At 66.4% G+C, this 23,455-nt stretch carries 23 protein-coding genes, 1 tRNA gene and 1 riboswitch; of the genes, 11 read left to right on the top strand and 13 right to left on the bottom strand.

Annotated elements, in window-relative coordinates:
* Nucleotides 1–13: 13 nt before the first annotated feature.
* Both ribH and ribBA read right to left on the bottom strand, forming a co-directional pair.
* Nucleotides 14–493, bottom strand: a complete 480-nt coding sequence (gene ribH / locus B0920_RS10060; RefSeq protein ID WP_078032363.1) for a 6,7-dimethyl-8-ribityllumazine synthase — start codon at nt 491–493, stop codon at nt 14–16.
* A 52-nt stretch (nt 494–545) separates the two neighbouring features.
* Nucleotides 546–1,652 carry a bifunctional 3,4-dihydroxy-2-butanone-4-phosphate synthase/GTP cyclohydrolase II gene (ribBA, locus tag B0920_RS10065; RefSeq protein WP_078032364.1) on the bottom strand — a complete coding sequence of 369 codons (1,107 nt, stop codon included), beginning with the start codon at nt 1,650–1,652 and terminating at the stop codon, nt 546–548.
* 348 nt (nt 1,653–2,000) lie between these two features.
* Between ribBA and B0920_RS10070 the strand changes: the two genes are divergently transcribed.
* Both B0920_RS10070 and B0920_RS10075 read left to right on the top strand, forming a co-directional pair.
* The gene (locus B0920_RS10070; protein WP_078032365.1) at nt 2,001–4,664 is read left to right on the top strand and encodes an EAL domain-containing protein; all 2,664 of its coding nucleotides are present in this window, start codon (nt 2,001–2,003) and stop codon (nt 4,662–4,664) included.
* A 73-nt stretch (nt 4,665–4,737) separates the two neighbouring features.
* The gene (locus tag B0920_RS10075) at nt 4,738–7,584 is read left to right on the top strand and encodes a pitrilysin family protein (RefSeq protein ID WP_078032366.1); all 2,847 of its coding nucleotides are present in this window, start codon (nt 4,738–4,740) and stop codon (nt 7,582–7,584) included.
* A gap of 51 nt (nt 7,585–7,635) precedes the next feature.
* On the opposite strand, the gene B0920_RS10080 is transcribed toward B0920_RS10075, so the two are convergent.
* The 11 genes from B0920_RS10080 to glyA all read right to left on the bottom strand — a co-directional run bounded on the left by B0920_RS10080 (nt 7,636) and on the right by glyA (nt 16,408).
* Nucleotides 7,636–8,019: a hypothetical protein gene (locus B0920_RS10080; protein ID WP_143745691.1), complete on the bottom strand. Its 384-nt coding sequence runs from the start codon at nt 8,017–8,019 to the stop codon at nt 7,636–7,638.
* 35 nt (nt 8,020–8,054) lie between these two features.
* Nucleotides 8,055–8,420, bottom strand: coding sequence for a DUF4365 domain-containing protein (locus B0920_RS10085; protein WP_078032368.1), 366 nt, complete (start codon nt 8,418–8,420; stop codon nt 8,055–8,057).
* Nucleotides 8,421–8,577: 157 nt separating this feature from the next.
* Nucleotides 8,578–9,204, bottom strand: coding sequence for a riboflavin synthase (locus B0920_RS10090; protein ID WP_078032369.1), 627 nt, complete (start codon nt 9,202–9,204; stop codon nt 8,578–8,580).
* An 11-nt stretch (nt 9,205–9,215) separates the two neighbouring features.
* Nucleotides 9,216–10,298 (bottom strand): bifunctional diaminohydroxyphosphoribosylaminopyrimidine deaminase/5-amino-6-(5-phosphoribosylamino)uracil reductase RibD, encoded by a 1,083-nt coding sequence (ribD, locus tag B0920_RS10095; RefSeq protein WP_078033370.1) that lies wholly within the window; start codon nt 10,296–10,298, stop codon nt 9,216–9,218.
* 55 nt (nt 10,299–10,353) lie between these two features.
* Nucleotides 10,354–10,941, bottom strand: coding sequence for a GspH/FimT family protein (locus tag B0920_RS10100; RefSeq protein ID WP_078032370.1), 588 nt, complete (start codon nt 10,939–10,941; stop codon nt 10,354–10,356).
* An 896-nt stretch (nt 10,942–11,837) separates the two neighbouring features.
* Entirely contained in the window at nt 11,838–12,290 is a 453-nt protein-coding gene (locus B0920_RS10105) for a type IV pilin protein (protein ID WP_078032371.1), read from the bottom strand.
* Between the two features lie 19 nt (nt 12,291–12,309).
* Entirely contained in the window at nt 12,310–12,960 is a 651-nt protein-coding gene (locus B0920_RS10110; RefSeq protein ID WP_078032372.1) for a hypothetical protein, read from the bottom strand.
* Nucleotides 12,961–12,967: 7 nt separating this feature from the next.
* Entirely contained in the window at nt 12,968–13,915 is a 948-nt protein-coding gene (locus B0920_RS10115) for a PilW family protein (protein ID WP_078032373.1), read from the bottom strand.
* Nucleotides 13,912–14,451, bottom strand: coding sequence for a type IV pilus modification protein PilV (gene pilV, locus B0920_RS10120; RefSeq protein ID WP_229455338.1), 540 nt, complete (start codon nt 14,449–14,451; stop codon nt 13,912–13,914). Before pilV ends, B0920_RS10115 begins: the two co-directional genes overlap by 4 nt.
* 198 nt (nt 14,452–14,649) lie before the next feature.
* Nucleotides 14,650–15,111: a transcriptional regulator NrdR gene (nrdR, locus tag B0920_RS10125; RefSeq protein ID WP_078032375.1), complete on the bottom strand. Its 462-nt coding sequence runs from the start codon at nt 15,109–15,111 to the stop codon at nt 14,650–14,652.
* Between the two features lie 49 nt (nt 15,112–15,160).
* A complete protein-coding gene (glyA, locus tag B0920_RS10130; protein ID WP_078032376.1) occupies nt 15,161–16,408 on the bottom strand; it encodes a serine hydroxymethyltransferase in 1,248 nt (415 codons plus the stop codon).
* Between the two features lie 108 nt (nt 16,409–16,516).
* Nucleotides 16,517–16,632: riboswitch (ZMP/ZTP riboswitch) on the bottom strand.
* Between the two features lie 158 nt (nt 16,633–16,790).
* On the opposite strand from glyA, the gene B0920_RS10135 reads away from it, so the two are divergent.
* From B0920_RS10135 to B0920_RS10175, 9 genes are all read left to right on the top strand, one after another.
* On the top strand, nt 16,791–17,543 hold the full coding sequence (locus B0920_RS10135; protein ID WP_078032377.1) for an SDR family NAD(P)-dependent oxidoreductase: 753 nt from the start codon (nt 16,791–16,793) through the stop codon (nt 17,541–17,543).
* A gap of 398 nt (nt 17,544–17,941) precedes the next feature.
* Nucleotides 17,942–18,346: a tol-pal system-associated acyl-CoA thioesterase gene (ybgC, locus tag B0920_RS10140; RefSeq protein ID WP_078032378.1), complete on the top strand. Its 405-nt coding sequence runs from the start codon at nt 17,942–17,944 to the stop codon at nt 18,344–18,346.
* A gap of 33 nt (nt 18,347–18,379) precedes the next feature.
* The gene (gene tolQ, locus B0920_RS10145; RefSeq protein WP_078032379.1) at nt 18,380–19,063 is read left to right on the top strand and encodes a protein TolQ; all 684 of its coding nucleotides are present in this window, start codon (nt 18,380–18,382) and stop codon (nt 19,061–19,063) included.
* A gap of 15 nt (nt 19,064–19,078) precedes the next feature.
* Nucleotides 19,079–19,510: an ExbD/TolR family protein gene (locus B0920_RS10150; protein WP_078032380.1), complete on the top strand. Its 432-nt coding sequence runs from the start codon at nt 19,079–19,081 to the stop codon at nt 19,508–19,510.
* A gap of 8 nt (nt 19,511–19,518) precedes the next feature.
* A complete protein-coding gene (gene tolA / locus B0920_RS10155; protein WP_078033371.1) occupies nt 19,519–20,463 on the top strand; it encodes a cell envelope integrity protein TolA in 945 nt (314 codons plus the stop codon).
* 28 nt (nt 20,464–20,491) lie between these two features.
* The gene (tolB, locus tag B0920_RS10160; protein ID WP_078032381.1) at nt 20,492–21,754 is read left to right on the top strand and encodes a Tol-Pal system beta propeller repeat protein TolB; all 1,263 of its coding nucleotides are present in this window, start codon (nt 20,492–20,494) and stop codon (nt 21,752–21,754) included.
* A 43-nt stretch (nt 21,755–21,797) separates the two neighbouring features.
* Complete coding sequence (pal, locus tag B0920_RS10165; protein WP_078032382.1) at nt 21,798–22,325, top strand: peptidoglycan-associated lipoprotein Pal; 528 nt, start codon at nt 21,798–21,800, stop codon at nt 22,323–22,325.
* A gap of 115 nt (nt 22,326–22,440) precedes the next feature.
* Nucleotides 22,441–23,196 (top strand): tol-pal system protein YbgF, encoded by a 756-nt coding sequence (gene ybgF / locus B0920_RS10170; RefSeq protein ID WP_078032383.1) that lies wholly within the window; start codon nt 22,441–22,443, stop codon nt 23,194–23,196.
* Nucleotides 23,197–23,261: 65 nt separating this feature from the next.
* A tRNA-Lys gene (locus tag B0920_RS10175) sits at nt 23,262–23,337 on the top strand.
* Nucleotides 23,338–23,455 lie beyond the last annotated feature (118 nt).

Genomic DNA, 23,455 nt, shown 5'->3' on the forward strand with positions numbered 1-23,455 from the left:
ATACCTTTTCTGATTACTCTTCTTCGGCCGACAGCTCTTCCAGCCCGATCAGCAGGTTGGCCATCTCGACCGCCACGCGCGCGGCGTCCAGGCCCTTCTCGGCCATGCGCACTTCGGCCTGCTCGTCGTTCTCGGTGGTCAGGATCGCGTTGGCGATCGGCATGCCATAGTCCAGGCCGATGCGGGTGATGCCCGCGCCCGATTCGTTCGACACCAGCTCGAAGTGATAGGTCTCGCCGCGAATCACCGCGCCCAGCGCCACCAGCGCATCGAACTGCTGGGTCTCGGCCATCTTCTGCAGGGCCAGCGGCACTTCCAGCGCGCCCGGCACGGTCACGTGCAGGATGTCCTCGTCGGCCACGCCCAGGCGCTTGAGCTCGGCCAGGCAGGACGACAGCAGGCCGTGGCCGACGTCGGCGTTGAAACGGGCCTGCACGATACCGATGCGCAGGCCTTCGCCTGCCAGATTGCTTTCAAAAGTTCCTACCGTCATGGCTGGCCTCTTCTTCTCTCGTATTGGTTGATAAGTATGGTAACGCGTCGCTTCACAGGGCCGGGCACGGCAGGTAGCCGGTGACTTCCAGGTCGAAGCCCGTCATCGACGGCATCTTGCGCGGATTGGCCAGCAGCTGCATCTTGCCCACGCCGAGGGCGCGCAGGATCTGGGCGCCGATGCCGTAGGTGCGCAGGTCCATCGAGGCGGCGCGCGCGCTGGCGCGGCCCTTGACCGGCGGCTCGAACTGGGCGAACAGCTGCTCGGCGCTCTCGCCGCAATTCAGCAGCACCAGCACGCCGCGCTCGCTGGCCTTGATGGTGCGCATGGCCGAGGCCATGTCCCAGGAGTGGGTGGTGGCGCGGTTCTCCAGCAGGTCGAGCAGGGACACCGGCTGGTGCACGCGCACCAGGGCTTCCTTGTCCTTGTCCTGCTCGCCGTGCACCAGGGCCAGGTGGGCCGAACCGCTCGGGGTGTCGCGGAAGGCGACCAGGGTGAATTCGCCGTGTTCGGTCGACAGCGTGCGCTCGGCGACGCGCTCGACCAGGCATTCGTTCTGGCTGCGGTAGTGGATCAGGTCGGCGATGGTGCCGATCTTGAGCTTGTGCTCCTTGGCGAATTCGATCAGGTCCGGCAGGCGCGCCATGGTGCCGTCTTCCTTGATGATCTCGCAGATCACCGAGGCCGGGGTCAGGCCGGCCATCGCGGTGAGGTCGCAGCCCGCCTCGGTATGGCCGGCGCGCATCAGCACGCCACCCTTCTGGGCGCGCAGCGGGAAGATGTGGCCCGGCTGCACCAGGTCGTCCGGGCCCGCATCCTTGGCCACCGCGACCTGGATGGTGCGCGCGCGGTCGGCCGCTGAGATGCCGGTGGTCACGCCTTCGGCCGCCTCGATCGAGACCGTGAAATTGGTGCCGAACGAAGTCCCGTTCTTCGACGTCATCATCGGCAGCGCCAGCTGGTCGCAGCGTTCCTCGGTCAGGGTCAGGCAGACCAGGCCGCGCGCGTAACGGATCATGAAATTGATCGCGTCGGGCGTGACGAAATCGGCGGCGAGCACCAGGTCGCCTTCGTTCTCGCGGTCTTCTTCGTCGACCAGAATGACCATGCGGCCTGCGCGAAGTTCGGCAACGATTTCCTCGGTGCTGGAGATAGACATACGGATTTCCTTGAAACGGGACGGTTGTGCGTAATCCGATATTTTAAAGGATTTGCAGGTTTTCAACCGGCTTTCCCTCCGCCTCTTCCGTCAGAGAAGCTCTGGAATTGACGTGATCATATGCAACTACGTTTCCATTTCACAACGGTAGCCAATGCTTGAAGCATAAATTGTTAATCTTTTGCATATCGGTGCGAAACAACTCGCCTATGCCGGCTTGGGCTCGCTTATGATGGCCGCATGGCCGGCGCCCCCGACATCGGCGCACGGCGGCTTTTTTTGGAGTTGCCATGATGGTAGTTCCACATTTCACGTTGACCGGCCCCTTCCCCGCCGGACGCTGAGCCGATGTCGACCATTCTCATCGTCGACGACCGGCCCAGCAACCGCGCCTACCTGCTGGCGCTGCTGGGTTTCGGCGGTCACCGGCTGCTGGAAGCCGAAGACGGCGCACGCGCCCTTGCGCTCTCGCGCGCCGAGCGCCCCGACCTGATCATCACCGACATCCTGATGCCCACCATGGACGGCTACGAGTTCGTCCAGCAGCTGCGCGCCGATCCGCTACTGGCGCCCACCCGGGTGATCTTCTTCTCGGCCGTCTACGCCCAGCGCGAGACCGAGGCGATGGCGGCGCGCTGCGGCGTGGCCACCGTGCTCAGCAAGCCGGCCGACCCGCAGCAGATCCTCGAAGCCGTCAACAACGAACTGGGCGCGGCGCCGCCGGCCGCGGTTCCGGATGCGGGCGAGGTCGCGCGCGCCCTGCCGGCCGATCTGTCGGCGCGCCTGGCCGAGCTCGAGCGCATGTGCCTGACCCTGGTCGGCGAACGCCGGATCGAGGCCCTGGCCGCCGCCTTCCTTGACGCCGCCCGCCGCGTGCTGAACGCCGACGTCGCGGCGCTGTGCCTGCTCGACAGCACCGAGCGCGGCGTGCGCGAGCTCGGCGCCGAGGGCATGGATCAGGCCCTGCTGGCGCCAGGCGCCCTCGACGAGACCCGCCTGCCCGGCGCCCTGCTGCGCGCCCGCGCGCCGCTGCGCCTGGGGCGCGAGGACGCCCTGCTGGCCACCCTGCCCGCGGGCCACCCGGAACTCGGCCAGCTGCTCGGGCTGCGGGTCCAGGACCCGAGCCACCTGCACGGCTGGCTGTACTGCGGTCGCCGCCCCGGCGCCCAGCCCTTCAGCGACGAGGAAGAGCGCTGGGCCACCACCCTCGCCGCCCAGCTCGCGGTGGCCTACGAAAACCTCAACCTGTACGACGTGGTGCAGCGCCATGCCGCCCAGTTGCGCCTGGAAGCGATCGCGCGCGCCGAGGCCGACGCCGCCCTGCGCGAGAGCGAACACCGGCTGGAGCTGGCGCGCCAGGTGTTCGACAGCACCCAGGAAGCCATCCTGATGACCGACGCCGAGGCGCGCATCGTGGCCGTCAATCCCGCCTTCGAGCAGATCACCGGCTACCGCGAGGCCGAGGTGCTGGGCCAGAACCCGCGACTGCTGCGCTCCGGCCGCCACGACGACGCCTTCTACCGCGAGCTGTGGACCTGCCTGGAGCGCGACGGCCGCTGGCGCGGCGAGCTGTGGAACCGCCGCCTGAATGGCGAAATCTACCCGGCCCACACCAGCATCAGCGCGGTGCGCGACGATGCCGGCAAGCTCAGCGCCTATGTCGCGGTGTCGACCGACCTGTCCGACCTCAAGGCCGCCCACCACCAGCTCGACTTCCTGTCGACCCACGACGCCCTCACCCTCTTGCCCAACCGCTCGCTGTTCAACGACCGCCTGCAGCAGGCGCTGGCAGCGGCGCGCCAGGGCGGCAGCCAGCTCGCCCTGCTGCTGTTCAACGTCGATCGCCTCTCGCGCATCAACGACAGCCTGGGCCACGCCGCCGGCGACGCCGTGCTGCGCGAAGTGGCGCGCCGCGCCGCGGTCCTGGCCGGACCCACCGACACCGTGGCGCGCCTGTCGGGCGACGAATTCGTGCTGCTGCTGACCCGCTGCGAGGACACCGAGGAGATCATCGTCTGCGCGCGCCGCCTGATCGAGGCGATCGCCCAGCCGCATACCGTGGGCGGGCACGACCTGGTGGTCACCGGCAGCATCGGCATCAGCATCCATCCGCGCGACGGCCAGGGTCCGGGCGACCTGCTCAAGGCGGCCGACGCCGCCCTGGCCAGCATGAAGGATTCCGGGCGCAATGGCTTCCGCTTCTTCAAGCGCGAAATGAACGCCGAGGCGCTGCGCTGGCTGGCGCTCGAGACCCGCTTGCGGCGCGCCGTCGCGCGCGGCGAGCTGGCCCTGCATTACCAGCCGCAAGTAACACGCGGCGACGGCCGCATCGTCGGCATGGAAGCGCTGCTGCGCTGGCACTGCGCCGACTTCGGCGCCATCTCGCCGACCGATTTCATCCCCATCGCCGAGGACACCGGCCTGATCCACCCGATCGGCGAATGGGTGATCCGCGAGGCCTGCCGCCAGGCGGTGGAATGGCAGCGCGCCGGCCTTCCGCCGGTGCGCGTCGCGGTCAACGTCTCGGCCAGCCAGTTCAAGGCCGGCACCGTGGCGGCCACGGTGCGCGCCGCCCTGGCCGACAGCGGCCTGGCGCCGCGCTGGCTGGAAGTCGAATTGACCGAGAGCGTGATGCTGGGCGAGACGGCGCTGGCCGAAAACCAGATGGCCGAGCTGAGGGAAATCGGGGTCTCGCTCTCGCTGGACGACTTCGGCACCGGTTATTCTTCACTGGCCTACCTGTCGCGCTTCCCGCTCGACAAGCTCAAGATCGACCAGACCTTTGTCCGCAACATCACCTGCGAACAGCGCAGCGCGGCCATTGCCCAGGCCACCGTGGCCCTGGCCCAGGGCCTGGCGCTGGCGGTGGTGGCCGAAGGGGTGGAGACCGTCGGCCAGCGCGATTTCCTCGACGGCCTCGGCTGCGACGCCCTGCAGGGCTACCTGTACAGCCGCCCGCTGCCGCCCGAGCAGATGGCGGCCCTGCTGGCGCAAGGGAGCATCCTGTCCTGACTCAACGGTGCGCCGGCCTTTCGCGCGGCCGGGCGCGGTAGAATGGATCCGATCACATCACCGGAATGAATCAATGAGCAACAATTTCGTGCGCGGCCTGTGCCTGGCCGCGGTACTGTTCGCGCACTCGCTGGCCCACGCCGCGCTCAGGCTGGACGAGCCGATTCCGGTCGGTCCCCAGGTCAAGGTCGGCAAGCTGGCCAACGGCCTCACCTATTACATCCAGCGCAACGCCCGCCCCGAACGCAAGCTCGAGCTGCGCCTCGTGGTCAAGGCCGGCTCCATCCTCGAAGACGAGGACCAGCGCGGCCTGGCCCACTTCGTCGAGCACATGGCCTTCAACGGCAGCACCCATTTCCGCAAGCACGAGCTGGTGTCCTACCTGCAGTCGATCGGGGTCGGCTTCGGCGCCGACCTCAACGCCTACACCTCCTTCGACGAAACCGTCTACATCCTGCCGATTCCCACCGACCAGCCGCGCAACGTGGCCAAGGCCTTCCAGGTGCTCGAGGACTGGGCCCACGGGGTGCGCTTCGAGGACGCGGCCATCGAAAAAGAGCGCGCCATCGTGCTCGAGGAACTGCGTCTTGGCAAAGGCGCCTCGGACCGCATGGGCAAGCAGATCTATCCCAAGATCTTCAACGGCTCGCGCTATGCCGAGCGCCTGCCGATCGGGCGCGAGGAAGTGCTGCGCGACTTCAAGCCCGAGGCCCTGCGCCGCTTCTACCGCGACTGGTACCGTCCCGACCTGATGGCGGTGGTGGTGGTCGGCGACATCGAGCCCGATCGCGCCGAGAAGTTCATCAAGACCCATTTTGCGCGCCTCAAGAACCCGGCCAAGCCGCGTCCGCGCGAGTACGCCGCCATTCCGGCGCGCCAGGACACCGAGGCCCTGGTGGTGCTCGACCACGAAGCGAGCGGCAATTCGGTCCTGATCCGCTACCCGCTGCGCCCGGTGAGCGAGGCCGGCACCATCCGCGCCTACCGCGACGACCTGGTGCAGGCCCTGTTCGGCGCCATGCTCAACCAGCGCCTGTCCGAGCTGGCCCAGCAGCCCGAGGCGCCCTACCTGGGGGCCAGCAGCGCCCTCGGCAAGCTGACCCCGCGCTACCACTCCTACAACGCCTCGGCCGCCCTGGGCCCGCGCGGCGCGGCTCCGGCGATCGCCGCCCTGGTGCAGGAAAACGAGCGCGCGCGCCAGCACGGCTTCGGCCTGCACGAACTGGAGCGCGCCAAGAAGAACCTGATGCGCACCTACGAGCAGGCCTGGAACGAGCGCGCCAAGAGCGATTCCGCCACCTATGCGGCCGAATACATCCGCAACTTCCTGCAGCACGAGGCGATCCCCGGCATCGATCTCGAATACCGCTACGTGCAGGAGCTGGTGCCCGGCATCACGCTCGACGAGCTGAACGACTATGCGCGCCGCACCATTCCCGCCGACTCGGGCAAGCTGGTGCTCTACACCGGCGTCGACAAGCCGGGCGCCCCGAGCGGCGAACAGTTGCTGGCGGCGCTGGCCGAGGCCGAGCGCCAGCCGGTGCTGCCGCACGACGACAAGGCGGTGGCCGCGCGCCTGATGGACAAGCCGCCCAAGCCCGGCAGCATCGTGGCCGAGCGTCACGACAAGGCCCTGGGCCTGACCCACCTGAGCCTCTCCAACGGCGTCAAGGTGATCCTCAAGCCCACCGACTTCCGCAACGACCAGGTGATGCTGAGCGCGGCGCGCTTCGGCGGCCAGAGCCTGTTCGGCGACCAGGACATCTTGAACGCCCGCTTCGCCAACGCCATCGTCGCCAGCATGGGCGTGAAGGACTTCAGCCCTCTGGACATGCGCAAGATCCTGGCCGGCAAGGCGGCTGGCGTCACGGTCGGCCTGGGCAGCTATACCGACGTGGTGGCCGGCGCCTCGGGCGCCTCCGACGTCGAGACCATGCTGCAACTGCTGTGGCTGAAGTTCGCCGGCGTGCGGCGCGACGAGGACCTGTTCCGCACCTACGTCGGCAAGCAGGCCGAGCTGGCGCGCAACCAGGACGGCCAGCCTGGCAAGCGCTTCGGCGACGCGGTGGTCTCGGCGCTCTACAACGGCCATCCGCGGGCGCCCCGCAGCCTGCAGGCCGACGAGTACGGCAAGATCGACCTCGACCGCAGCATCGACATCTTCCGCCAGCGCTTCTCCAGCGCCAAGGACCTGAGCTTCATCGTGGTCGGCAGCTTCGACCCGGAGGCGATCAAGCCCTTGCTGGCGACCTACCTGGGCAGCCTGCCGACGCCGGACATCCCGGTCGCCTTCCGCGACGTCGGGCTGCGCCCGGTGACGGGCGTGGTCAAGCGCGAGGTGCGCAGCGGCACCGAGCCCAAGAGCACGATCTCGCTCAACTTCACCGGCCAGGCGCCCTTCTCGGAGGCCGAGCAGTTGCGCCTGTCGGCCTTGGTCGAAGTGCTGAACCTGCGCCTGATCGAGGTGCTGCGCGAGAAGATGGCGATGATCTACGGTGGCGGCGCCAGCGGCGCGCTGAGCAAGATCCCCTACGGGAATTACTCGATCGGCATCAGCCTGCCGACCGGGCCGGAACACGTGGACAAGGTGATCGAGGCGACCTTTGCAGAGATCCGCCGCCTGCAGGAGCAGGGGCCGGAAGCGAGCGACCTGGACAAGGTCAAGACCAACTGGATCCAGAACCACCGCCGCTCGCTGCGCGAGAACGGCTACTGGGTGGCGCACCTGCAATCTTCGCTCACCGAGGGGCTGGACCCGGCCTCGATCCTGGACGTGGAAAAGCAGGTGCAGGCCCTGAACGCCCAGGACTTGCAGGCGGCGGCGCGGCGCTATCTCGATACCGGCAACTACGTACAGGTGGTGCTCAACCCGGAGAAGCCGGCGGCGGCGCGGGTGGCGACTACTGGCGAAGGCAACTGAGGACGGGGCGTCCTTCTTTTCGGGCGATCAAGGTGGAACAAGCCTGGCAGCTCAGGTCGGCTGGAGAGTCAAGACGCGCATATCCTCGGGTGAGTACAGCATCCTCGACTCGAGTTCAGCGTCTACCTGTACTTCGCTTCCGTCACCAATGACAAAAGCGCCGTAGACCGGAATGCCCAACAGGGCTGACAAGGCCTTGCGCTGCGCAAGGAGGTCTTCGCCGATCTGCTGGACCTGAGTCGGCGAACTCACCCATTTGAGTTCAACGGCGAAGCGATCGACGCTACCGTCTTGCATCTCCTTACTCACGAGCAGATCAGCAGTGCGACCGCGCCCCACCCGGACCTCTTTTTGAGTCAGGTAGCCGTTGCGGATCAATGTCAGCGCAAGCAGAGACGCCGCAAACTGGTCATGGTCGTTCTCTTCGTCAGCCACCGCACTGCCCTCCCTTTGCTGTGCCACTCCGCTTCCTAACTCAAGGTCGAGGTAAATGAATGCGTCCGACTCGCAAAATACTGGACGACCTCGTCATACAGTGCTTTCCGGACCGCCTTGTCGTTGAGATTCTGCGACCGCGGTACTGTTGCGATCCCAGTCAGGCGATCAGAATCGATACCCCGAATATACACCTGCTCGCGCCGCGCGTTCGAACCGTCGACTGCCGCCAGGTAGGCAGGAGCTTTCCACTGAGCGATGCGTTGCACTTCATCCGCACTGAAGCGGGCGGCGATGGAAAGGTCACCGACGTCGGCCTTAGTGGATGTACTTTTTACCTGCAAGAAGAAGTGCGGACCAAACGCCTTTCCATCCCTGATCAGCAACACCAGAAAATCCATTAACTCCGCCTTCTCTCCAAGAAACCGTGGACGGAATTGAATCGTTGCCCCCTTCCCCAGAGGCCGACGCAGGCAAGCATCGACAGCGGCCTCCCCACGGCTTCCAAGGTCGTCATGGCTTGTCGACATCGAACGGGCTCCCGCCGCTTGGTGCCGATTAATTTCGGGCCGAGAGCATGCGCTCCACGTAGCGCGCGATCAGGTCGATTTCCAGGTTCACCTTGGAGCCAGCGCGCAGATGCTTGAGCGTGGTGACTTCGATGGTGTGCGGAATAAGGTTGATCGAGAAACGGCAGACCTTGCCCGCGCCCGCATCCAGATCCTCGACCCGGTTCACGGTCAGCGACACGCCGTTGACCACGACCGAACCTTTATAGGCCAGGAACTTGCCCAGCTCACGGGGCGCATCGATGACGAGTTCGCGCGACTCGCCCACCGGCTCGAAGCTGTGCACGGTGCCCAGGCCATCGACGTGGCCAGAGACCAGATGGCCGCCCAGGCGCTCGGCCAGCGTCAGGGCTTTCTCCAGGTTCACCTCACCCGGCGCGTCCAGGCCCACGGTCTTGTTCAGGCTTTCGCGCGACACGTCCACGGTGAAGGTCTTGTCCGTCTTCTCGACCACGGTCATGCAGGCGCCATTGATGGCGATCGAGTCGCCCAGGGCCACGTCGGCCAGCGGCAGCGGGCCGGCGTCGACCGCCAGGCGCACGCCCGCGTCCAGGCCGCCCGCCAGCGGCGTGACGGAAGTGATGTTGCCGACAGCGGCGACGATTCCAGTAAACATACGTCTCTTCCTTAATGTTGGTTCTCGGTATTCGTGAATCTGGCCAGGATGCGCAGGTCGCTTCCGACCTGGGCCACGCCATGGAAGCGCAGCTCGCGCTTGTCGGCCAGGCGCGCCAGCGCTGGCAGCTCGAACATGCCCTGCCCTTTCCCGATCAGGCTCGGGGCCAGGTAGACCAGCAGTTCGTCCACGCAGCCTTCGCGCACCATCGAGGCGTTCAGCTTGGATCCGGCCTCGACATGGACTTCGTTGATTTCGCGCCGGCCCAACTCGCGCATCAGGGCCGGCAAATCGACTTTCCCGCCCGGGTTCGGCAGGTGGATGACTTCGTGGCCGGCGGCGGCCAGCGCGGCCTCTTTCTCGGGGTTCGGGACGGCCGCCACGATCCAGCAGGGTTCGCCCTGCAGGATACGGGCGGCGAGCGGAATCTCGAGGCGGCTGTCGATGACGACCCGGCGCGGCGGCAGCGGCGTGTCGACGCCGCGCACGGTCAGTTGCGGGTCGTCGGCCTTGATGGTGCCGATGCCGGTAACGATGGCCTGGGCGCGGGCGCGCCAAACGTGGCCGTCGGCACGCGCCTCGGGACCGGTGATCCACTGGCTCTCGCCGTTGTCGAGCGCGGTGACGCCGTCCAGGCTGGCGGCCACCTTCAGGCGCACCCAGGGCAGGCCGCGGCGCATGCGCGAGAAAAAGCCGATGTTCAGTTCGCTCGCTTCCTCGGCCAGGACGCCGGAGCTGACGGCGATGCCGGCGGCTTCGAGCTGGGCCAGGCCGCGCCCGGCGACCAGGGGATTGGGATCGACCATGGCCGCCACAACCCGGCCCAGGCCGGCTTCGATCAGGGCGTTCGAGCATGGCGGGGTACGGCCGTGGTGGCTGCACGGTTCCAGGGTGACGTAGGCGGTTGCGCCGCGCACATCGTGGCCGCGTTCGCGCGCATCGCGCATGGCCTCGATTTCGGCGTGCGGGCCACCTGCGCGCTGGGTATGGCCGGCGCCAATCACGACGCCGTCGCGCACGATCACGCAGCCGATGCGCGGGTTCGGCGCCGTGATGTAGATGCCCTTCGCGGCCCATTCCAGGGCGAGCGCCATGCCTTCGGCATCGCTGCGGATTGCTACGCTGTCCTTCGTCACGTTGACCTTTCCTTCAGGGCGGCGCTTCGGCGCCTTCACAGCCGCGTTCGCGCGCCGGATTGCACAAGCGGGCACGCCCCAGCATGTTGATTTTAATACGCCGGACATGGTCGCCGTGAAACAGCGAGAGGGTGCCCGGCCGCGAAGCTGCGGGATTGGTGTCGCTGCAGCTGCGCCCGGCGCCATTGTAGGCGATGTAGTGCGCAGGCGTCTTGGAGGGGAAGGAAAAGTCGATGCGCAGGCCGGGTGGCAGCGGCGGATGGCTGGCCAGGATGTCGTCGCCTTCGCCGGGTGTGCGGTCGCCGTCGCGGTCGACGAAGACGGTCCAGCCGGCTGTCCAGTCCTGGCCGGCCTCGTCGTTCGGGACCAGTTTGACGGCTTCGTTGCGGGCGATGGCCTGGGCGCGGGTCAGGGCTACGGCGCCGAAGAAGTCGCCTGCGGCGGCGTGCAACTGCTGGCTGCGGATGAGCTCGTGGAAATTTGGAGCGGCGACGGCGGCGGCAATGGCGGCGACGGCCAGGACGACGCAGAGTTCGGCGAGCGAAAAACCGCGTCGCAAACCGTCGTCCCTGCGCAGGCGGGGACCCAAGTTTGCGCGCATGGCCACGGTCCGCGCTGGCGGCAGGGGACGCGAACTTGGGTTCCCGCCTTCGCGGGAACGACGAGCCAGCTTAACGTGCCTCTCGCATCTCAAACCGGCGTCCCCGCACCTCAAACCCTCGTCCCCGCACCTCAAACCGCCCTCCCCGCGCCCCAAACCGTCGTCCCCGCACCGCAAACCGTCGTCCCCGCGAAGGCGGGGACCCAAGTTTGCGCGCGTGACCACGGTCCGCGCCGGTGGCACGAAACGTGAACTTGGGTTCCCGCCTTCGCGGGAACGACGGGACGGCTGTGCGCCCCCCTCGTACCTAGAACCGGCGTCCCCACAACTCGAAACGTCTTCGCCGTATCTCAAACCGTCATCCCCGAACCTCGAAACGTCTTCGCCGTATCTCAAACCGTCATCCCCGCACCTCAAACCGTCGTCCCCGCGAAGGCGGGGACCCAAGTTTGCGCGCGTGGTCACGGCCCGCGCTGGCGGCACAAAAAGTAAACTTGGGTTCCCGCCTTCGCGGGAACGACGTAGAAGATGCGAACACTTCCCGCAACTTGAACCGTCATCCCTGCACCTCAAACCCTCGTCCCCGCACCTTAAACCGTCGTCCCCGCGAAGGCGGGGACCCAAGTTTGCGCGCGTGACCACGGTCCGCGCTGGCGACAGGAAACGTGAACTTGGGTTCCCGCCTGCGCGGGAACGACGGGCCGGCTGTGCGCGCTGCTCGTACCTCGAACCGTATTCCCCGCACCTCAGCCCGTCGTCCCCGCGAAGGTGGGGACCCAAGTTTGTGCGCGTGGCCACGATCCGCGCGGGCGCCACAAAACGTACACTTGGGTTCCCGCCTTTGCGGAAACGACGGGCTGTGTGCGCGCACTCGCCGTACCGCGATGGTCGCCGCTTCAAGGCCAGCATTTGTCCGAGGTCCCGCTTGATGTCTGCCGCCCCACGCTGTCATAAGTCAGCGCCCCACATTCCGGGTCCTCATGCCCGGCCTTGACCCTCTCGGTCCCCGGCCGCGCGCGCAGCTCGACGCATTGGACAATGGTCTGCCCCGCGCAGGCATAGCCGTCGATCTCATAGGCGCTGGATGCGGCCTCGCGCCCGACCCACCAGCGGAACTGACCCGCATTCGGATCCTCCGCGTCCGCCGAGAACGCCACGTAGGTATGGTGCTGCGCCCTGTACTGCTCCTGCTTCTGCATCGTGTCCACCAGGGCCAGCTGGGCCTCGACCCGGCGCGCCTTGCGCACATGGTCGGAGTACACCGGATAGGCCACGGCACTCAGGAGCGCAACGATCGCCATCACCACCATCAGTTCGACCAGGCTGAATCCACCGATCCCTTTCCTCATCCTCCCCTCCCTGAACTCGTTATCCTGCCCCCTCGCGCAGCGCCGCCAGGTTGCCGATCTCGCGCCAGCCGATCCGCCTGCCCGGCGTGCCCGCCGTCGCCGGCTTGCGGTAATAAGCCTGGACCGCCGCCTGTGTCGTCGGCGACGCGCCGGTGCCCAGGGCCGTGATGCGGTACAGGTGTCCGGCGCCCCGCGCCGGCATTAGCTCGATCAGGTAGCGCGGGGCCTGCACCGGCAGTCCGCCCTCGCCTTGCGGCATGTAGCGGCCAGTGAAGCTGCCGAAGTAGACCGCTGGGCCGTCCTCGGCCGCAATCCGCTCGACCTGCCGCGCCGGTTCGCTCTCAGGGGCGCACAGGCCGTCGTAGGGTGCGCCGCCCTCGCAGGCGGCCGCGAAGGCGGTCGTCAAGCCCGTGGCGAAGGCAGCGGCGCGCGCGGAACCGGGGTCGGTCCCGCCTTCGATGTCACGCTCGGCGTCCGCCAGCGCCGCCTCCGCCATCCGCAGGGCCAGCAGCCGGTCGAGTTCGTGCGCGCAGGCGCGCGCGCCGTACAGGGCGCTGCGAGCGCCAGCCAGGCCGGTCATCAGCACCGCGAGCATCAGCACCATTGCCGTAAGCAAGGCCGCCCCCTGCTCGCGGCGGCAATCCGGCGTGAACTTCCTCGTCGCATCCATGCAAGCCTCAGGGCGCCGCCGCCGGCAAGGCGATCGTGGTGGTGTAGACCTTGCGCATCCGCGCGGCCGTCGTCCGCCCCACTCCTGGTCGCGCCAGTTCGGCTTCGGTGAGCCGGGTCCCGGGGTCGTCGCCGGCGTGCGCTTCGGCATGGTCCGGGCCGAACAGGCTGTACACCGCGTGCGCACCCGCCTCGCGATCGAGCAGCGGCCCGTGCAGCAGCAGCGCCACCTGCACGCTCGCCACCTTCTTCCAATGCGTGCGCCGGTGCAGGTCCTTCTCGCGCTCGGCTTCGCTCGCGCCGTTCAGTGCCAGGCCCGCGTCGAGGGCGGCGAGCGTCGACGCCGGGACGTAGCGGTTGGGTGCGCCGTCGCCGTCGCTGTCCAGTCCGTACAGCACCTGGAAGCCGTCGACCCGACCGGCCACCGCGTCGGCTGACCAGTTGCTCTTGCCACGGTATTTGCAACGCAGCTCAGACTCGCCCTGGGCGTTGCGCGCCACGTGGAAAATGCTCCAGCCTTCCTCGTCGGCGTGCACCGGAAAGCCGGCGCAGTCGACCGTGCCGCCGTCGCCGTCGGGCGGCGCGCCACTGCCGGGAAAGCGCAGCGCCAGCACGTCGCTGCCGTTGACCGCCTCCAGCAGGCCGGTTCCGATGCCGGCGCCGTTGCGGGACACCGTTCTCGCGTCCAGCCCAGCGATCCTGGCCGGCGCCTCCGGGGCCGGCGGCGAGGCCGCGCTCCAGTCCACGTGAGCCGCTTGACGCACCGCGCGGGCAACGGCCTCCAATGCGTAGCGGCCGGCCTCGTCCATGGCCTCGGCTTCGGTCTGGGCCGCGTAGACCCGGCTGCTGCCGATCAGGAGACTGCCCGCCCCCAGCAGCACCGCCAGGCCGAGCGTCATCGCGACCAGGAGTTCGGCCATCGTCAACCCGCGCTGGTGTCGAACACAGCCCTTCATGGCGCCAGCATGCCCACATGAGCGGGCGCGTCACCCGTGCCGCTCCAGCCGAACTTGATCAGGATGGGGGCGTCCGCGCTGCCGCTGCAGCTCCAGCGGTAGCGGCGCGCCGCCTCGTCCCAGGGCGCGTCGTCACGGCAGACGAGGACGCGCCCGCCAGGGAAGGCGTCGTGCACGCGCTGCCGCACCGCATGCAGGTCGAACTGCGCCAGCGCGGCGGGAGCGCAGTCGGACGCGCCGTAACAGGATGCGGGCGGCACACCGGGCGGGCCATCGCTGGCCTCGTAGTCGAGGGCGAGATAGGGATTGGCGGCGTCGGGCACACTCGCGAACGCCGGGTTGGCCTGCATGCGCGCGGCCAGCGCGGCGCCGAGCTGAGCGGCTTCCGCAGCCAAGGCTGACTGCTGACGCGTGCGCGCCGCCGCCAGTTGGGCGGCGCCGGCGCCGACCACGCCGACCGCAAGGACGAACAGCGCCACCAGCACTTCCACCAGCGTGAAGCCTGGGCTGGACGTATCGCCGCGATATGCCTGCACTCCCACCTCCCCGGAACGGACTGATCCTGTGAGCTGCGAGTGTAGGCGGCGTGGCGGACGCTGCGATGAGGTGAGCCAAGCGCAAGCGCCGGGCTGAAGGGAACTTTTTGTTGAGGCGCTCGCAGCCTGCATCGCAAGGCCGAACGCAGGCGCCCCGCCCCTGGTCAGGGTCGGAGCATGCGCGGACGAAGTGAGGGATTACTGCTTGCGTGGATGGCCGACTTCGGCCAAGGCCTGCTGGAACTCGTCCAGGTCTTCGAAATTCTTGTACACCGAGGCGAAGCGGATGTAGGCGATCTTGTCCAGGCGTTTGAGCTCCTGCATCACCAGTTCGCCCACATAGCCGGTGTCGACTTCGCGCCGGCCGCTGGTCAGGAGCTTTTCCTCGATCGATGCGACCGCGCCGTCGATGGCCTCGGCCGCGACCGGGCGCTTGCGCAGGGCCAGCATCAGGCTGCCGCGCAGCTTGCTCGACTCGAATTCGGTACGGCTGCCGTTCTTCTTGACGATGATCGGCATCGACAGCTCGATCCGCTCATAGGTGGTGAAGCGTTTGTCGCACTTGGTGCAACGGCGCCGGCGCCGGATGGAATCCCCCTCCTCCGAAACGCGGGTATCGAGGACCTGGGTGTCTTCATGCTGGCAGAAGGGACATTTCATGGCGCCGGGGTATGCAAAAAAAGGGGCCGGCAGGACCGGCCCCGGGACCTCAAGCCTCGTAGACCGGGTACTTGTCGGTCAGCTTCTTGACCTCACCCTTGACGCGCTCGATGGTGGCGGCGTCGTGCGGGTTGTCCAGCACGTCGGCGATCAGGTGGCCCACCTTGACCGCGTCTTCTTCCTTGAAACCACGGGTGGTGAAGGCCGGGCTGCCGAGGCGGATGCCGGAGGTGACGAAGGGCTTCTGCGGGTCGTTCGGAATGCCGTTCTTGTTGCAGGTCATGTGCGCCTGGCCCAGGATGGCTTCCGCTTCCTTGCCGGTCAGGCCCTTGGAACGCAGGTCGACCAGCATCACGTGCGATTCGGTGCGGCCCGACACGATGCGCAGGCCGCGCTCGGTCAGGGTCTCGGCCAGCGCCTTGGCGTTCTTGACCACCTGCTTCTGGTAGGCCTTGAATTCCGGCGACAGCGCTTCCTTGAAGGCCACGGCCTTGGCCGCGATCACGTGCATCAGCGGACCGCCCTGGATACCCGGGAAGATCGCCGAGTTGATGGCTTTCTCGTACTCGGCCTTCATCAGGATGATGCCGCCGCGCGGGCCGCGCAGCGATTTATGGGTGGTCGAGGTGACGAAGTCGGCGTAAGGCACCGGGTTCGGGTATTCGCCGGCGGCGATCAGGCCGGCGTAGTGGGCCATGTCGACCATGAAATAGGCGCCCACTTCCTTGGCAACCTTGGCGAAACGCTCGAAGTCGATGCGCAGCGAGAAAGCGGAGGCGCCGGCGATGATCATCTTCGGCTTGTGCTCGCGCGCCAGGCGTTCCATCTGCTCGTAGTCGATGTCTTCCTGCGCGGTCAGGCCGTAGGAAATGACGTTGAACCACTTGCCCGACATGTTCAGGGCCATGCCGTGGGTCAGGTGGCCGCCTTCCGCCAGCGACATGCCCATGATGGTGTCGCCCGGCTTGAGCATGGCGAAGAACACGCCCTGGTTGGCCTGCGAGCCCGAGTTCGGCTGGACGTTGGCGGCTTCGGCGCCAAACAGTTCCTTCAGGCGGTCGATCGCCAGCTGCTCGGCGACGTCGACGTATTCGCAGCCGCCGTAGTAGCGCTTGCCCGGATAGCCTTCGGCATATTTATTGGTCAGTTGCGAGCCCTGGGCCTGCATCACCGCCGGCGAGGTGTAGTTCTCGGAAGCGATCAGTTCGATGTGGTCTTGCTGGCGAACGTTTTCCTTCTGGATGGCATCCCACAGTTCCGGGTCGATGTTGGCGAGCGTATGGTTTTTTGCAAACATGTAAAACTCCAATCGATAGTAAACCAGGCAACGGGCAAGCCTTGAAGCGCGGGCGGGAGCCGGATGCAAACGGGCTGCCGCGCGACAGAGTCAAGCGCGAACCAGTTGAATGGCTGCCCAGGCGAACGGCGAGTGACGTCTCAGGTTCCCCGGTGGGACTCCACCTTGCCGGGCCAGGGCCAGGGGCCGGGGCGCACGGTGTTTCGCCAGTTACGTGAGACGTAGGGACTATGGATTGTATGTGATCTCGCCCTCTTAGGGCAAGGAAACGGCTGACACGGCCGCAGGCAGGCCGCCCCGGGCGCCACCTCGGCGGCGCCCGGCAGCGCGATGTCGTTTCGGCTACAATTTCCAGTCTTATACGCCGCAAGGGACCTTCACCATGATCGTATTTATCACTGGCGCCTCGGCCGGCTTCGGCGCAGAGATGGCGCGCGTCTTCGCCCGCAATGGCCACCGCGTCGTGCTCGCGGCGCGCCGCGCCGAGCGCATCGCCGAGCTGGCGGCCGAACTGGGCGACGCCGCCCTGCCGCTGACCCTGGACGTGACCAGCCGAGCCTCCATCGACGCCGCCCTGGCCGCGCTGCCGGCAGACTGGAAGCCGATCGACGTCCTGATCAACAATGCCGGCTTGGCCCTGAACACCGCCCCGGCCCACGAAGTGCCGCTGGAAGACTGGGAAACCATGATCGCCACCAATTGCCAGGGGCTGGTGACGATGACCCGCGCCGTGCTGCCGGACATGGTGGCGCGCGGCAGCGGCCTGGTGATCAATCTCGGTTCGGTGGCCGGCCACTACCCTTATCCGGGCGGGAACGTGTACGGGGCGACCAAGGCCTTCGTGGAGCAGTTCACGCTGAACCTGCGCGCCGACCTGGTCGGCACCGGGGTGCGCGCCACCAACCTGGCGCCCGGCCTGTGCGGCGGCACCGAGTTCTCGAACGTGCGTTTCAAGGGCGACGACGCGGCCGCGGCCAAGGTGTACGAGGGCACGGTCCCGCTGACGGCCAAGGACATCGCCGACACCGCCTACTGGATCGCCACCCTGCCGCCCCACGTCAACGTCAACCTCATCGAGCTGATGCCGACCTGCCAGGGCTTCTCCCCCTTCGCCATCAAGCGTAGCCAAGGCTAAATCTGAAGCCGTTAGCTCCAGAACGTCGTCCCGGCGAAGGCCGGGACCCAAGTTTGCGGGAGCAGCCGTGCATACAAGCTTGGGCCCCGGCCTTCGCCGGGGCGACGGTTTTTCTGCTAAGCCGGGGCGACAGCTTTTCTGCTAAGTCAACACCATTACGCTAACTGCTCCCGTGTACGTCTACGCTCCTCCACCCGCCCATGTAACGCGCGCTCTCAATTTGTGAGAAAGTGTTACAGTCATTGGTCTTCAGGCACTGTTTCACGTCTACTACTGCCCACCCATGCATGCCTGATGGCAGAGGCAGGGGCGTTTTTGTCTTTTTATGTATGTTAGCGTACATAATTCAGGCAGAAATCGCGTAAAATGTTTCCTATTTACATTTAATGGCAGGGGAAATGCCTTCAGCTTTTGACTGGCCAGTCCGGGTCTATTACGAAGACACCGACGCCGGTGGCATCGTGTTTTATGCCAATTACCTGAAGTTCTTCGAACGCGCGCGCACCGAATGGCTGCGCGCTGCCGGCATTGCCCAGCAAGCATTGCTCGACGCCGAAGGCGCCGGATTCGTGGTCAAGAGCGCGCAGCTCGACTACCACGCCCCGGCGCGCCTGGACGACGAACTGAACATCCGCACCACGGTGGAGAAACTCGGCCGCGCATCGGTCCAGTTCGCCCAACAGGCCTGGCGCGGCGACACGCTGCTGACCAGCGCCATCGTCAAGGTCGGCTGCGTCGACCTCGCCAGCATGCGTCCCCGTTCCCTGCCGGAACATGTCGCTGATAAAATGCGTGCCGCATAGTGCGCCGCCTGAACACATAAACAACATTCACCCATGACCGCGACCCAAGACCTTTCGTTTATCGCCCTGATCAGCAACGCCCACTTCCTCGTGCAACTGATCATGGCCTTACTGCTGGCCTTGTCCGTGGTGAGCTGGACCTATATCTTCCGCAAACTGTTCACGATCCGCGCCGCGCGCGCGCAGACCGAGCAGTTCGAGCGCAGCTTCTGGGCCGGCGGCAACCTGCACACCCTGCACCAGAGCGCCAGCAGCCAGCGCGACCAGAGCGGCCCCCTGGCCCGCATCTTCGAGGCCGGCATGGGCGAATTCATCAAGGGCAAGCAGGCCTCGCGCGACGCCCTCGACATGGGCGCGGTGCTGGACGGCGCCCGCCGCGCCATGCGCGCCTCCTTCCAGCGCGAACTGGACATGCTCGACACCCACCTGAACTTCCTGGCCTCGGTCGGCTCGGTCTCCCCCTACATCGGCCTGCTCGGCACCGTGTGGGGCATCATGAACGCCTTCCGTGGACTGGCCAACGTGCAACAGGCCACCCTGGCCGTGGTCGCCCCCGGCATCGCCGAGGCCCTGATCGCCACCGCGATCGGCCTGTTCGCCGCGATCCCGGCCGTGGTCGCCTACAACCGCTTCACGCACGACATCGACCGCCTCGCGAACCGCTTCGAGAGCTTCGTCGAGGAATTCTCGAACATCCTGCAGCGCCAGGCGCGCTGATCGAGGGGACCCGGGATGGCTTTCTCCAGCAGCATGCGCGGCAACCGGCGCCGCAAGTTCAAGGCCGAGATCAACGTCGTACCCTACATCGACGTGATGCTGGTGCTGCTCATCATCTTCATGGCGGTGCCGGCCAACGAGGCGCCGAGCGTGGTCAATCTGCCGCGCGCCGAGAAGTCGGCGCTGCCGCCGGATACCTATATCCAGATCCAGGTGCAGCCGGAAGGCAAGCTGTCGATCGGCGTGGGCGGCAAGCAGAAGGTCGCCAACGAGGACGTCGCCGACCGCGCCGCCCTGCTCCAGCGCCTGCGCGCCCTGCACGAGGAAAATCCCGATTACCCGGTCTTGATTGCAGGCGACCGCGACAGCAAATACGATGACGTGATCCAGCTGATTTCCGAAGCCAAGAAGATGGGCATCACCCGCGTGGGACTCGCTACCAAGTGACCTCGAGCATGAAGCCTGCAGCCGCCGGCGCGCCGTACTACGTGCCGCCCGAACCGAAACGCCTGCCATCCTTCCTGTTGGCAGTGGGCGTGCACGCGGTCTTGCTGGCTTTCCTGTACTTCGGCATCAGCTGGCAGAGCAATACGCCGGTCGCGGTCGAGGCCGAGGTCTGGGACGTCAAGGTCGAGACCGCCGCCGCGCAGGAACTGCCGCCCGAACCCGCTCCCGAGCCGCCTCCCCAGCCCGAACCCCTGCCGACCCCGCGCGCCGTCGAACCGCCGCCGGTGGAGCAGCCTGCGCCGACGCCGCCGGACATTGCCCTCGAGCGCGAGAAGCAGCGCAAGGAAGAGCTGAAGAAGCAGCAGGAACAGGAGAAGCGCGAGCTCGCCGAACAGAAGAAGCGCGAGCAGGAAGAAGCGCGCAAGAAGGAACTGGCCGAGCAGAAGAAGAAGGAAGAGGCCGAGCGCAAGGAAAAGGAACTGGCCGCCAAGAAGGAAGCCGAGGCCAAGAAGAAGGAACAAGAACAGAAGCTGGCCGAAGAGAAGAAGAAAAAGGCCGCCGCCGCGAAAGCCGAAGCCGCCAAGCTGGAGAAATTCCGCCAGGAGGAACTCAAGCGCATCGCAGGCGCCATGGGCGCCGGCGGCAATGCCGAGAAGTCGAGCGCGCCGAAGGCCGACAGCGGCTACGTCGCCGCCATCACGGCCAAGATCAAGAGCAACACGACCTACGCCGGCAACCTGGACGTGCCGGGCAACCCGAAGGCCGTGTTCAAGGTGGACCAATTGCCGACCGGCGAAATCATGTCGGTACGCCTGGCCAAGAGCAGCGGCGTGCCGGAATTCGACCGCGCGGTCGAGAACGGCATCCGCAAAGCGTCCCCACTCCCGAAGAAGAAAGATGGTACGGTAGAGCGTAACCTCGAAGTCAATTTCTCCATGAAAGACCTCGACTGAGCCGCGCTCCCATTTTCAACAGTGAACTATGAAAAAACTCCACATTCTGCTCTTTAGTGCTTCCCTGCTGATGGGCACCGCCCAGGCCCAGCTGCGCGTCGAGATCGCCGGCGTGGGCAGCAACCAGATCCCGGTCGCCGTCGCCGCCTTCGCCGACGAGGGCGTGGCCCCCGACCAGGTGTCCGCCATCATCCGCGCCGACCTCGAGCGCAGCGGCGTGTTCAAGGTCATCGACGCCCGCCAGACCATCGGCGAGAACGCCAGCATCGACCTGGCCGCCTTCAAGGCCAGCGGCGCCGACGCCCTGGTGGTCGGCAGCGTGGCGCGCCAGCCGGACGGCCGCTTCGCGATCCGCTACAAGCTGTTCGACACCGTCAAGGGCGGCGCCATCTCGCAGATGGGCGGCGAAGTCCAGCCCAAGTACACCCGCCTGCAGGCCCACCGCATCGCCGACGACGTCTACGAGAAGCTGACCGGCGTGAAAGGCATCTTCTCGACCCGCATCGCCTACGTGAAGGAAGACCGCGCCGGCCGCCAGTACAGCCTGGCCGTGGCCGACGCCGACGGCGAGAACGAGGTGGTGGCCGTGCACGGCCGCGAACCGATCATTTCCCCGGCCTGGTCGCCGGACGGCCTGAAGGTCGCCTACGTCTCGCTGGAAGACCGCAAGCCGGTGGTCTACCTGCAGGACCTGATGACCGGCCGCCGCACCAAGGTCTCCAACCAGAAGGGCAACAACTCGGCGCCGTCCTGGTCGCCGGACGGCTCGACCCTGGCGGTGGCCCTGTCCAAGGACGGCAATACCGAGATCTACACCGTCAATGCCGACGGCAGCGGCCTGCGCCGCCTGACCACCAACAACGCCATCGACACCGAGCCCCAGTACTCGGCCGACGGCCAGACGATTTACTTCACCAGCGACCGCAGCGGCGGTCCGCAGGTCTACAAGATGGGCGCATCGGGCGGCAACGCCACCCGTGTGACCTTCAACGGCAACTACAACATCAGCCCGCGCGTGTCGCCGGACGGGAAAACCCTGGCCTGGATCTCGCAACGCGATGGCGGCTTCTCCTTATACGCGATGGACCTGGCAAGCGGCCAGGAACTTCGCCTGGCCGATGGGGCCACCGAACCGAGTTTTTCGCCTAACGGCAAGTACATCATGTATGCGACCAAAGGCGGCGGGCGAACCTCGCTGGCCGTGGTCTCGGTGGATGGACGGGTCAAGCAACGCTTAACCACCAAAGCGGGAAACATTCGGGAGCCCAGCTGGGGTCCCTTCATGAAGTAACGAAGTAACGACCACAAACCTTTACCAGAACAGGAGAATAACCATGCGCAACTTCAAGAGTGTGGCCTTCATCGTCTCGGCAGCAAGCCTGCTGGCCGCTTGCTCGTCGACCAAGCTGAACGAGACCCCGGTTGTCGAAAAATCGCCGGAACCGGCACCGGTGGCTGCCCAGCCGGACACCCGTGAAGTGAAACCGGTCGAAACCGCGACCGTCGACCCGCTGAACGATCCGAAGGGCGTGCTGGCCAACCGCAGCATCTACTTCGACTTCGACAGCTTCGTCGTGCGCGACGACGGCCGTCCGGTGGTCGAGAACCACTCGGCTTACCTGACCAAGAACACCCAGCGTAAGATCCTGATCCAGGGCAACACCGACGAACGCGGCGGCACCGAGTACAACCTGGCCCTGGGCCAGAAGCGTGCCGAAGCCGTGCGTCGCGCCATGGGCACCCTGGGCGTGGCCGACGGCCAGATGGAAGCCGTCTCGCTGGGCGAAGAAAAGCCGAAGGCAACCGGCAGCAACGAAGCGGCCTGGGCTGAAAACCGCCGTGCCGACATCGTCTACCAGTAATCGCACTGTCGTTTAAGACGGTCGATTGACAGCGGGGCGGACAGCAGTGCAGACTGCTACCGCCCCGTTTTTATCTCTGCAACCGCTTTCCCGAATTCGTAGAAAGAGCAACGCCATGATCAAACTGACCCCGTCCCGTCTTGCCTGCCTGTTCCTGGCGGCCTGGATGCCGCTGCAGGCGTCCGCCGGCCTGCTCGACGACGACGAAGCGCGCAAAGCCATCCTCGACCTGCGCACTAAGGTCGACAACATCACGCGCGAGCTGCAAGGCCGCCTCGATGGCAAGGCGGACAAGAGCGCGACCCTCGAGATGCTCAACCAGCACGAGCAGACCATGCAGGAGCTGGCGCGCCTGCGCGGCCAGATCGAGGTGCTCACCAACGAGATTTCCAAGGCCCAGAACGGTCAGAAGCAGCTGTACGCCGACCTCGACGCGCGCATCAAGAAGCTCGAGCCGCGCCAGGAAACCATCGACGGCCAGACCGCCGAGGTGATGCCGGCCGAAAAAACCGCCTACGACAACGCCACCGCCCTGTTCCAGTCGGGCGACTACAAATCCGCCGCCGCCGCGCTGCAGGACTTCGTGCGCCGCTACCCGGAGTCGGCCTATGCCTCGAACGCGCAGTACTGGCTGGGCAACGCCTACTACGCGCTGGGCGATTACAAGAACGCCATCGTGGCCCAGGAAGCTCTGACCAAGAACTACGCCACCAGCGCCAAGGTGCCGGACGCCATGCTGAACATCGCCAGCAGCTATGCCCTGCTGAAGGACAACAAGAAGGCCAGGGCGGCGCTGCAGCAGCTGGTCTCCAGGTACCCGTCCTCGACCGCGGCCCAGACCGCCCGCGACCGATTGGCATCCCTGAAATAAGTTCCCTATAGGCGGGATGGGTATTTGACAGCATCGGTGCCGCCCCCTATAATCTTGCTTCTTTCGGGTCGTTAGCTCAGTTGGTAGAGCAGCGGACTTTTAATCCGTTGGTCGCTGGTTCGAGCCCAGCACGGCCTACCAGAATCAGCGAAGAAGGCGTTACGAGCGATCGTGACGCCTTTTTTGTTTTCGGGCAGCGACGCTTGCCATGAGCGCCTGATGCTGCTTCCCGCGTGGCGCTGCCGAAGCGCCGCGCCTG

Origin of the sequence: Massilia sp. KIM, assembly GCF_002007115.1 — a bacterium.
In the GTDB taxonomy this organism is placed as follows: Bacteria; Pseudomonadota; Gammaproteobacteria; order Burkholderiales; family Burkholderiaceae_D; genus Telluria.

Bases quoted from the DNA above. Each gene is read 5' to 3' on its own strand.
- nrdR (WP_078032375.1), bottom strand. From the start codon at position 15,111: ATGAAATGTCCCTTCTGCCAGCATGAAGACACCCAGGTCCTCGATACC.
- pal (WP_078032382.1), top strand. From the start codon at position 21,798: ATGCGCAACTTCAAGAGTGTGGCCTTCATCGTCTCGGCAGCAAGCCTG.
- tolB (WP_078032381.1), top strand. From the start codon at position 20,492: ATGAAAAAACTCCACATTCTGCTCTTTAGTGCTTCCCTGCTGATGGGC.
- B0920_RS10115 (WP_078032373.1), bottom strand. From the start codon at position 13,915: ATGAAGGGCTGTGTTCGACACCAGCGCGGGTTGACGATGGCCGAACTC.
- B0920_RS10110 (WP_078032372.1), bottom strand. From the start codon at position 12,960: ATGGATGCGACGAGGAAGTTCACGCCGGATTGCCGCCGCGAGCAGGGG.
- B0920_RS10075 (WP_078032366.1), top strand. From the start codon at position 4,738: ATGAGCAACAATTTCGTGCGCGGCCTGTGCCTGGCCGCGGTACTGTTC.
- B0920_RS10150 (WP_078032380.1), top strand. From the start codon at position 19,079: ATGGCTTTCTCCAGCAGCATGCGCGGCAACCGGCGCCGCAAGTTCAAG.
- ribD (WP_078033370.1), bottom strand. From the start codon at position 10,298: ATGGCGCTCGCCCTGGAATGGGCCGCGAAGGGCATCTACATCACGGCG.
- B0920_RS10105 (WP_078032371.1), bottom strand. From the start codon at position 12,290: ATGAGGAAAGGGATCGGTGGATTCAGCCTGGTCGAACTGATGGTGGTG.
- ribBA (WP_078032364.1), bottom strand. From the start codon at position 1,652: ATGTCTATCTCCAGCACCGAGGAAATCGTTGCCGAACTTCGCGCAGGC.
- B0920_RS10070 (WP_078032365.1), top strand. From the start codon at position 2,001: ATGTCGACCATTCTCATCGTCGACGACCGGCCCAGCAACCGCGCCTAC.
- tolA (WP_078033371.1), top strand. From the start codon at position 19,519: ATGAAGCCTGCAGCCGCCGGCGCGCCGTACTACGTGCCGCCCGAACCG.
- ybgC (WP_078032378.1), top strand. From the start codon at position 17,942: ATGCCTTCAGCTTTTGACTGGCCAGTCCGGGTCTATTACGAAGACACC.
- B0920_RS10090 (WP_078032369.1), bottom strand. From the start codon at position 9,204: ATGTTTACTGGAATCGTCGCCGCTGTCGGCAACATCACTTCCGTCACG.
- tolQ (WP_078032379.1), top strand. From the start codon at position 18,380: ATGACCGCGACCCAAGACCTTTCGTTTATCGCCCTGATCAGCAACGCC.
- B0920_RS10085 (WP_078032368.1), bottom strand. From the start codon at position 8,420: ATGGATTTTCTGGTGTTGCTGATCAGGGATGGAAAGGCGTTTGGTCCG.
- ribH (WP_078032363.1), bottom strand. From the start codon at position 493: ATGACGGTAGGAACTTTTGAAAGCAATCTGGCAGGCGAAGGCCTGCGC.
- glyA (WP_078032376.1), bottom strand. From the start codon at position 16,408: ATGTTTGCAAAAAACCATACGCTCGCCAACATCGACCCGGAACTGTGG.
- B0920_RS10135 (WP_078032377.1), top strand. From the start codon at position 16,791: ATGATCGTATTTATCACTGGCGCCTCGGCCGGCTTCGGCGCAGAGATG.
- ybgF (WP_078032383.1), top strand. From the start codon at position 22,441: ATGATCAAACTGACCCCGTCCCGTCTTGCCTGCCTGTTCCTGGCGGCC.
- B0920_RS10100 (WP_078032370.1), bottom strand. From the start codon at position 10,941: ATGCGCGCAAACTTGGGTCCCCGCCTGCGCAGGGACGACGGTTTGCGA.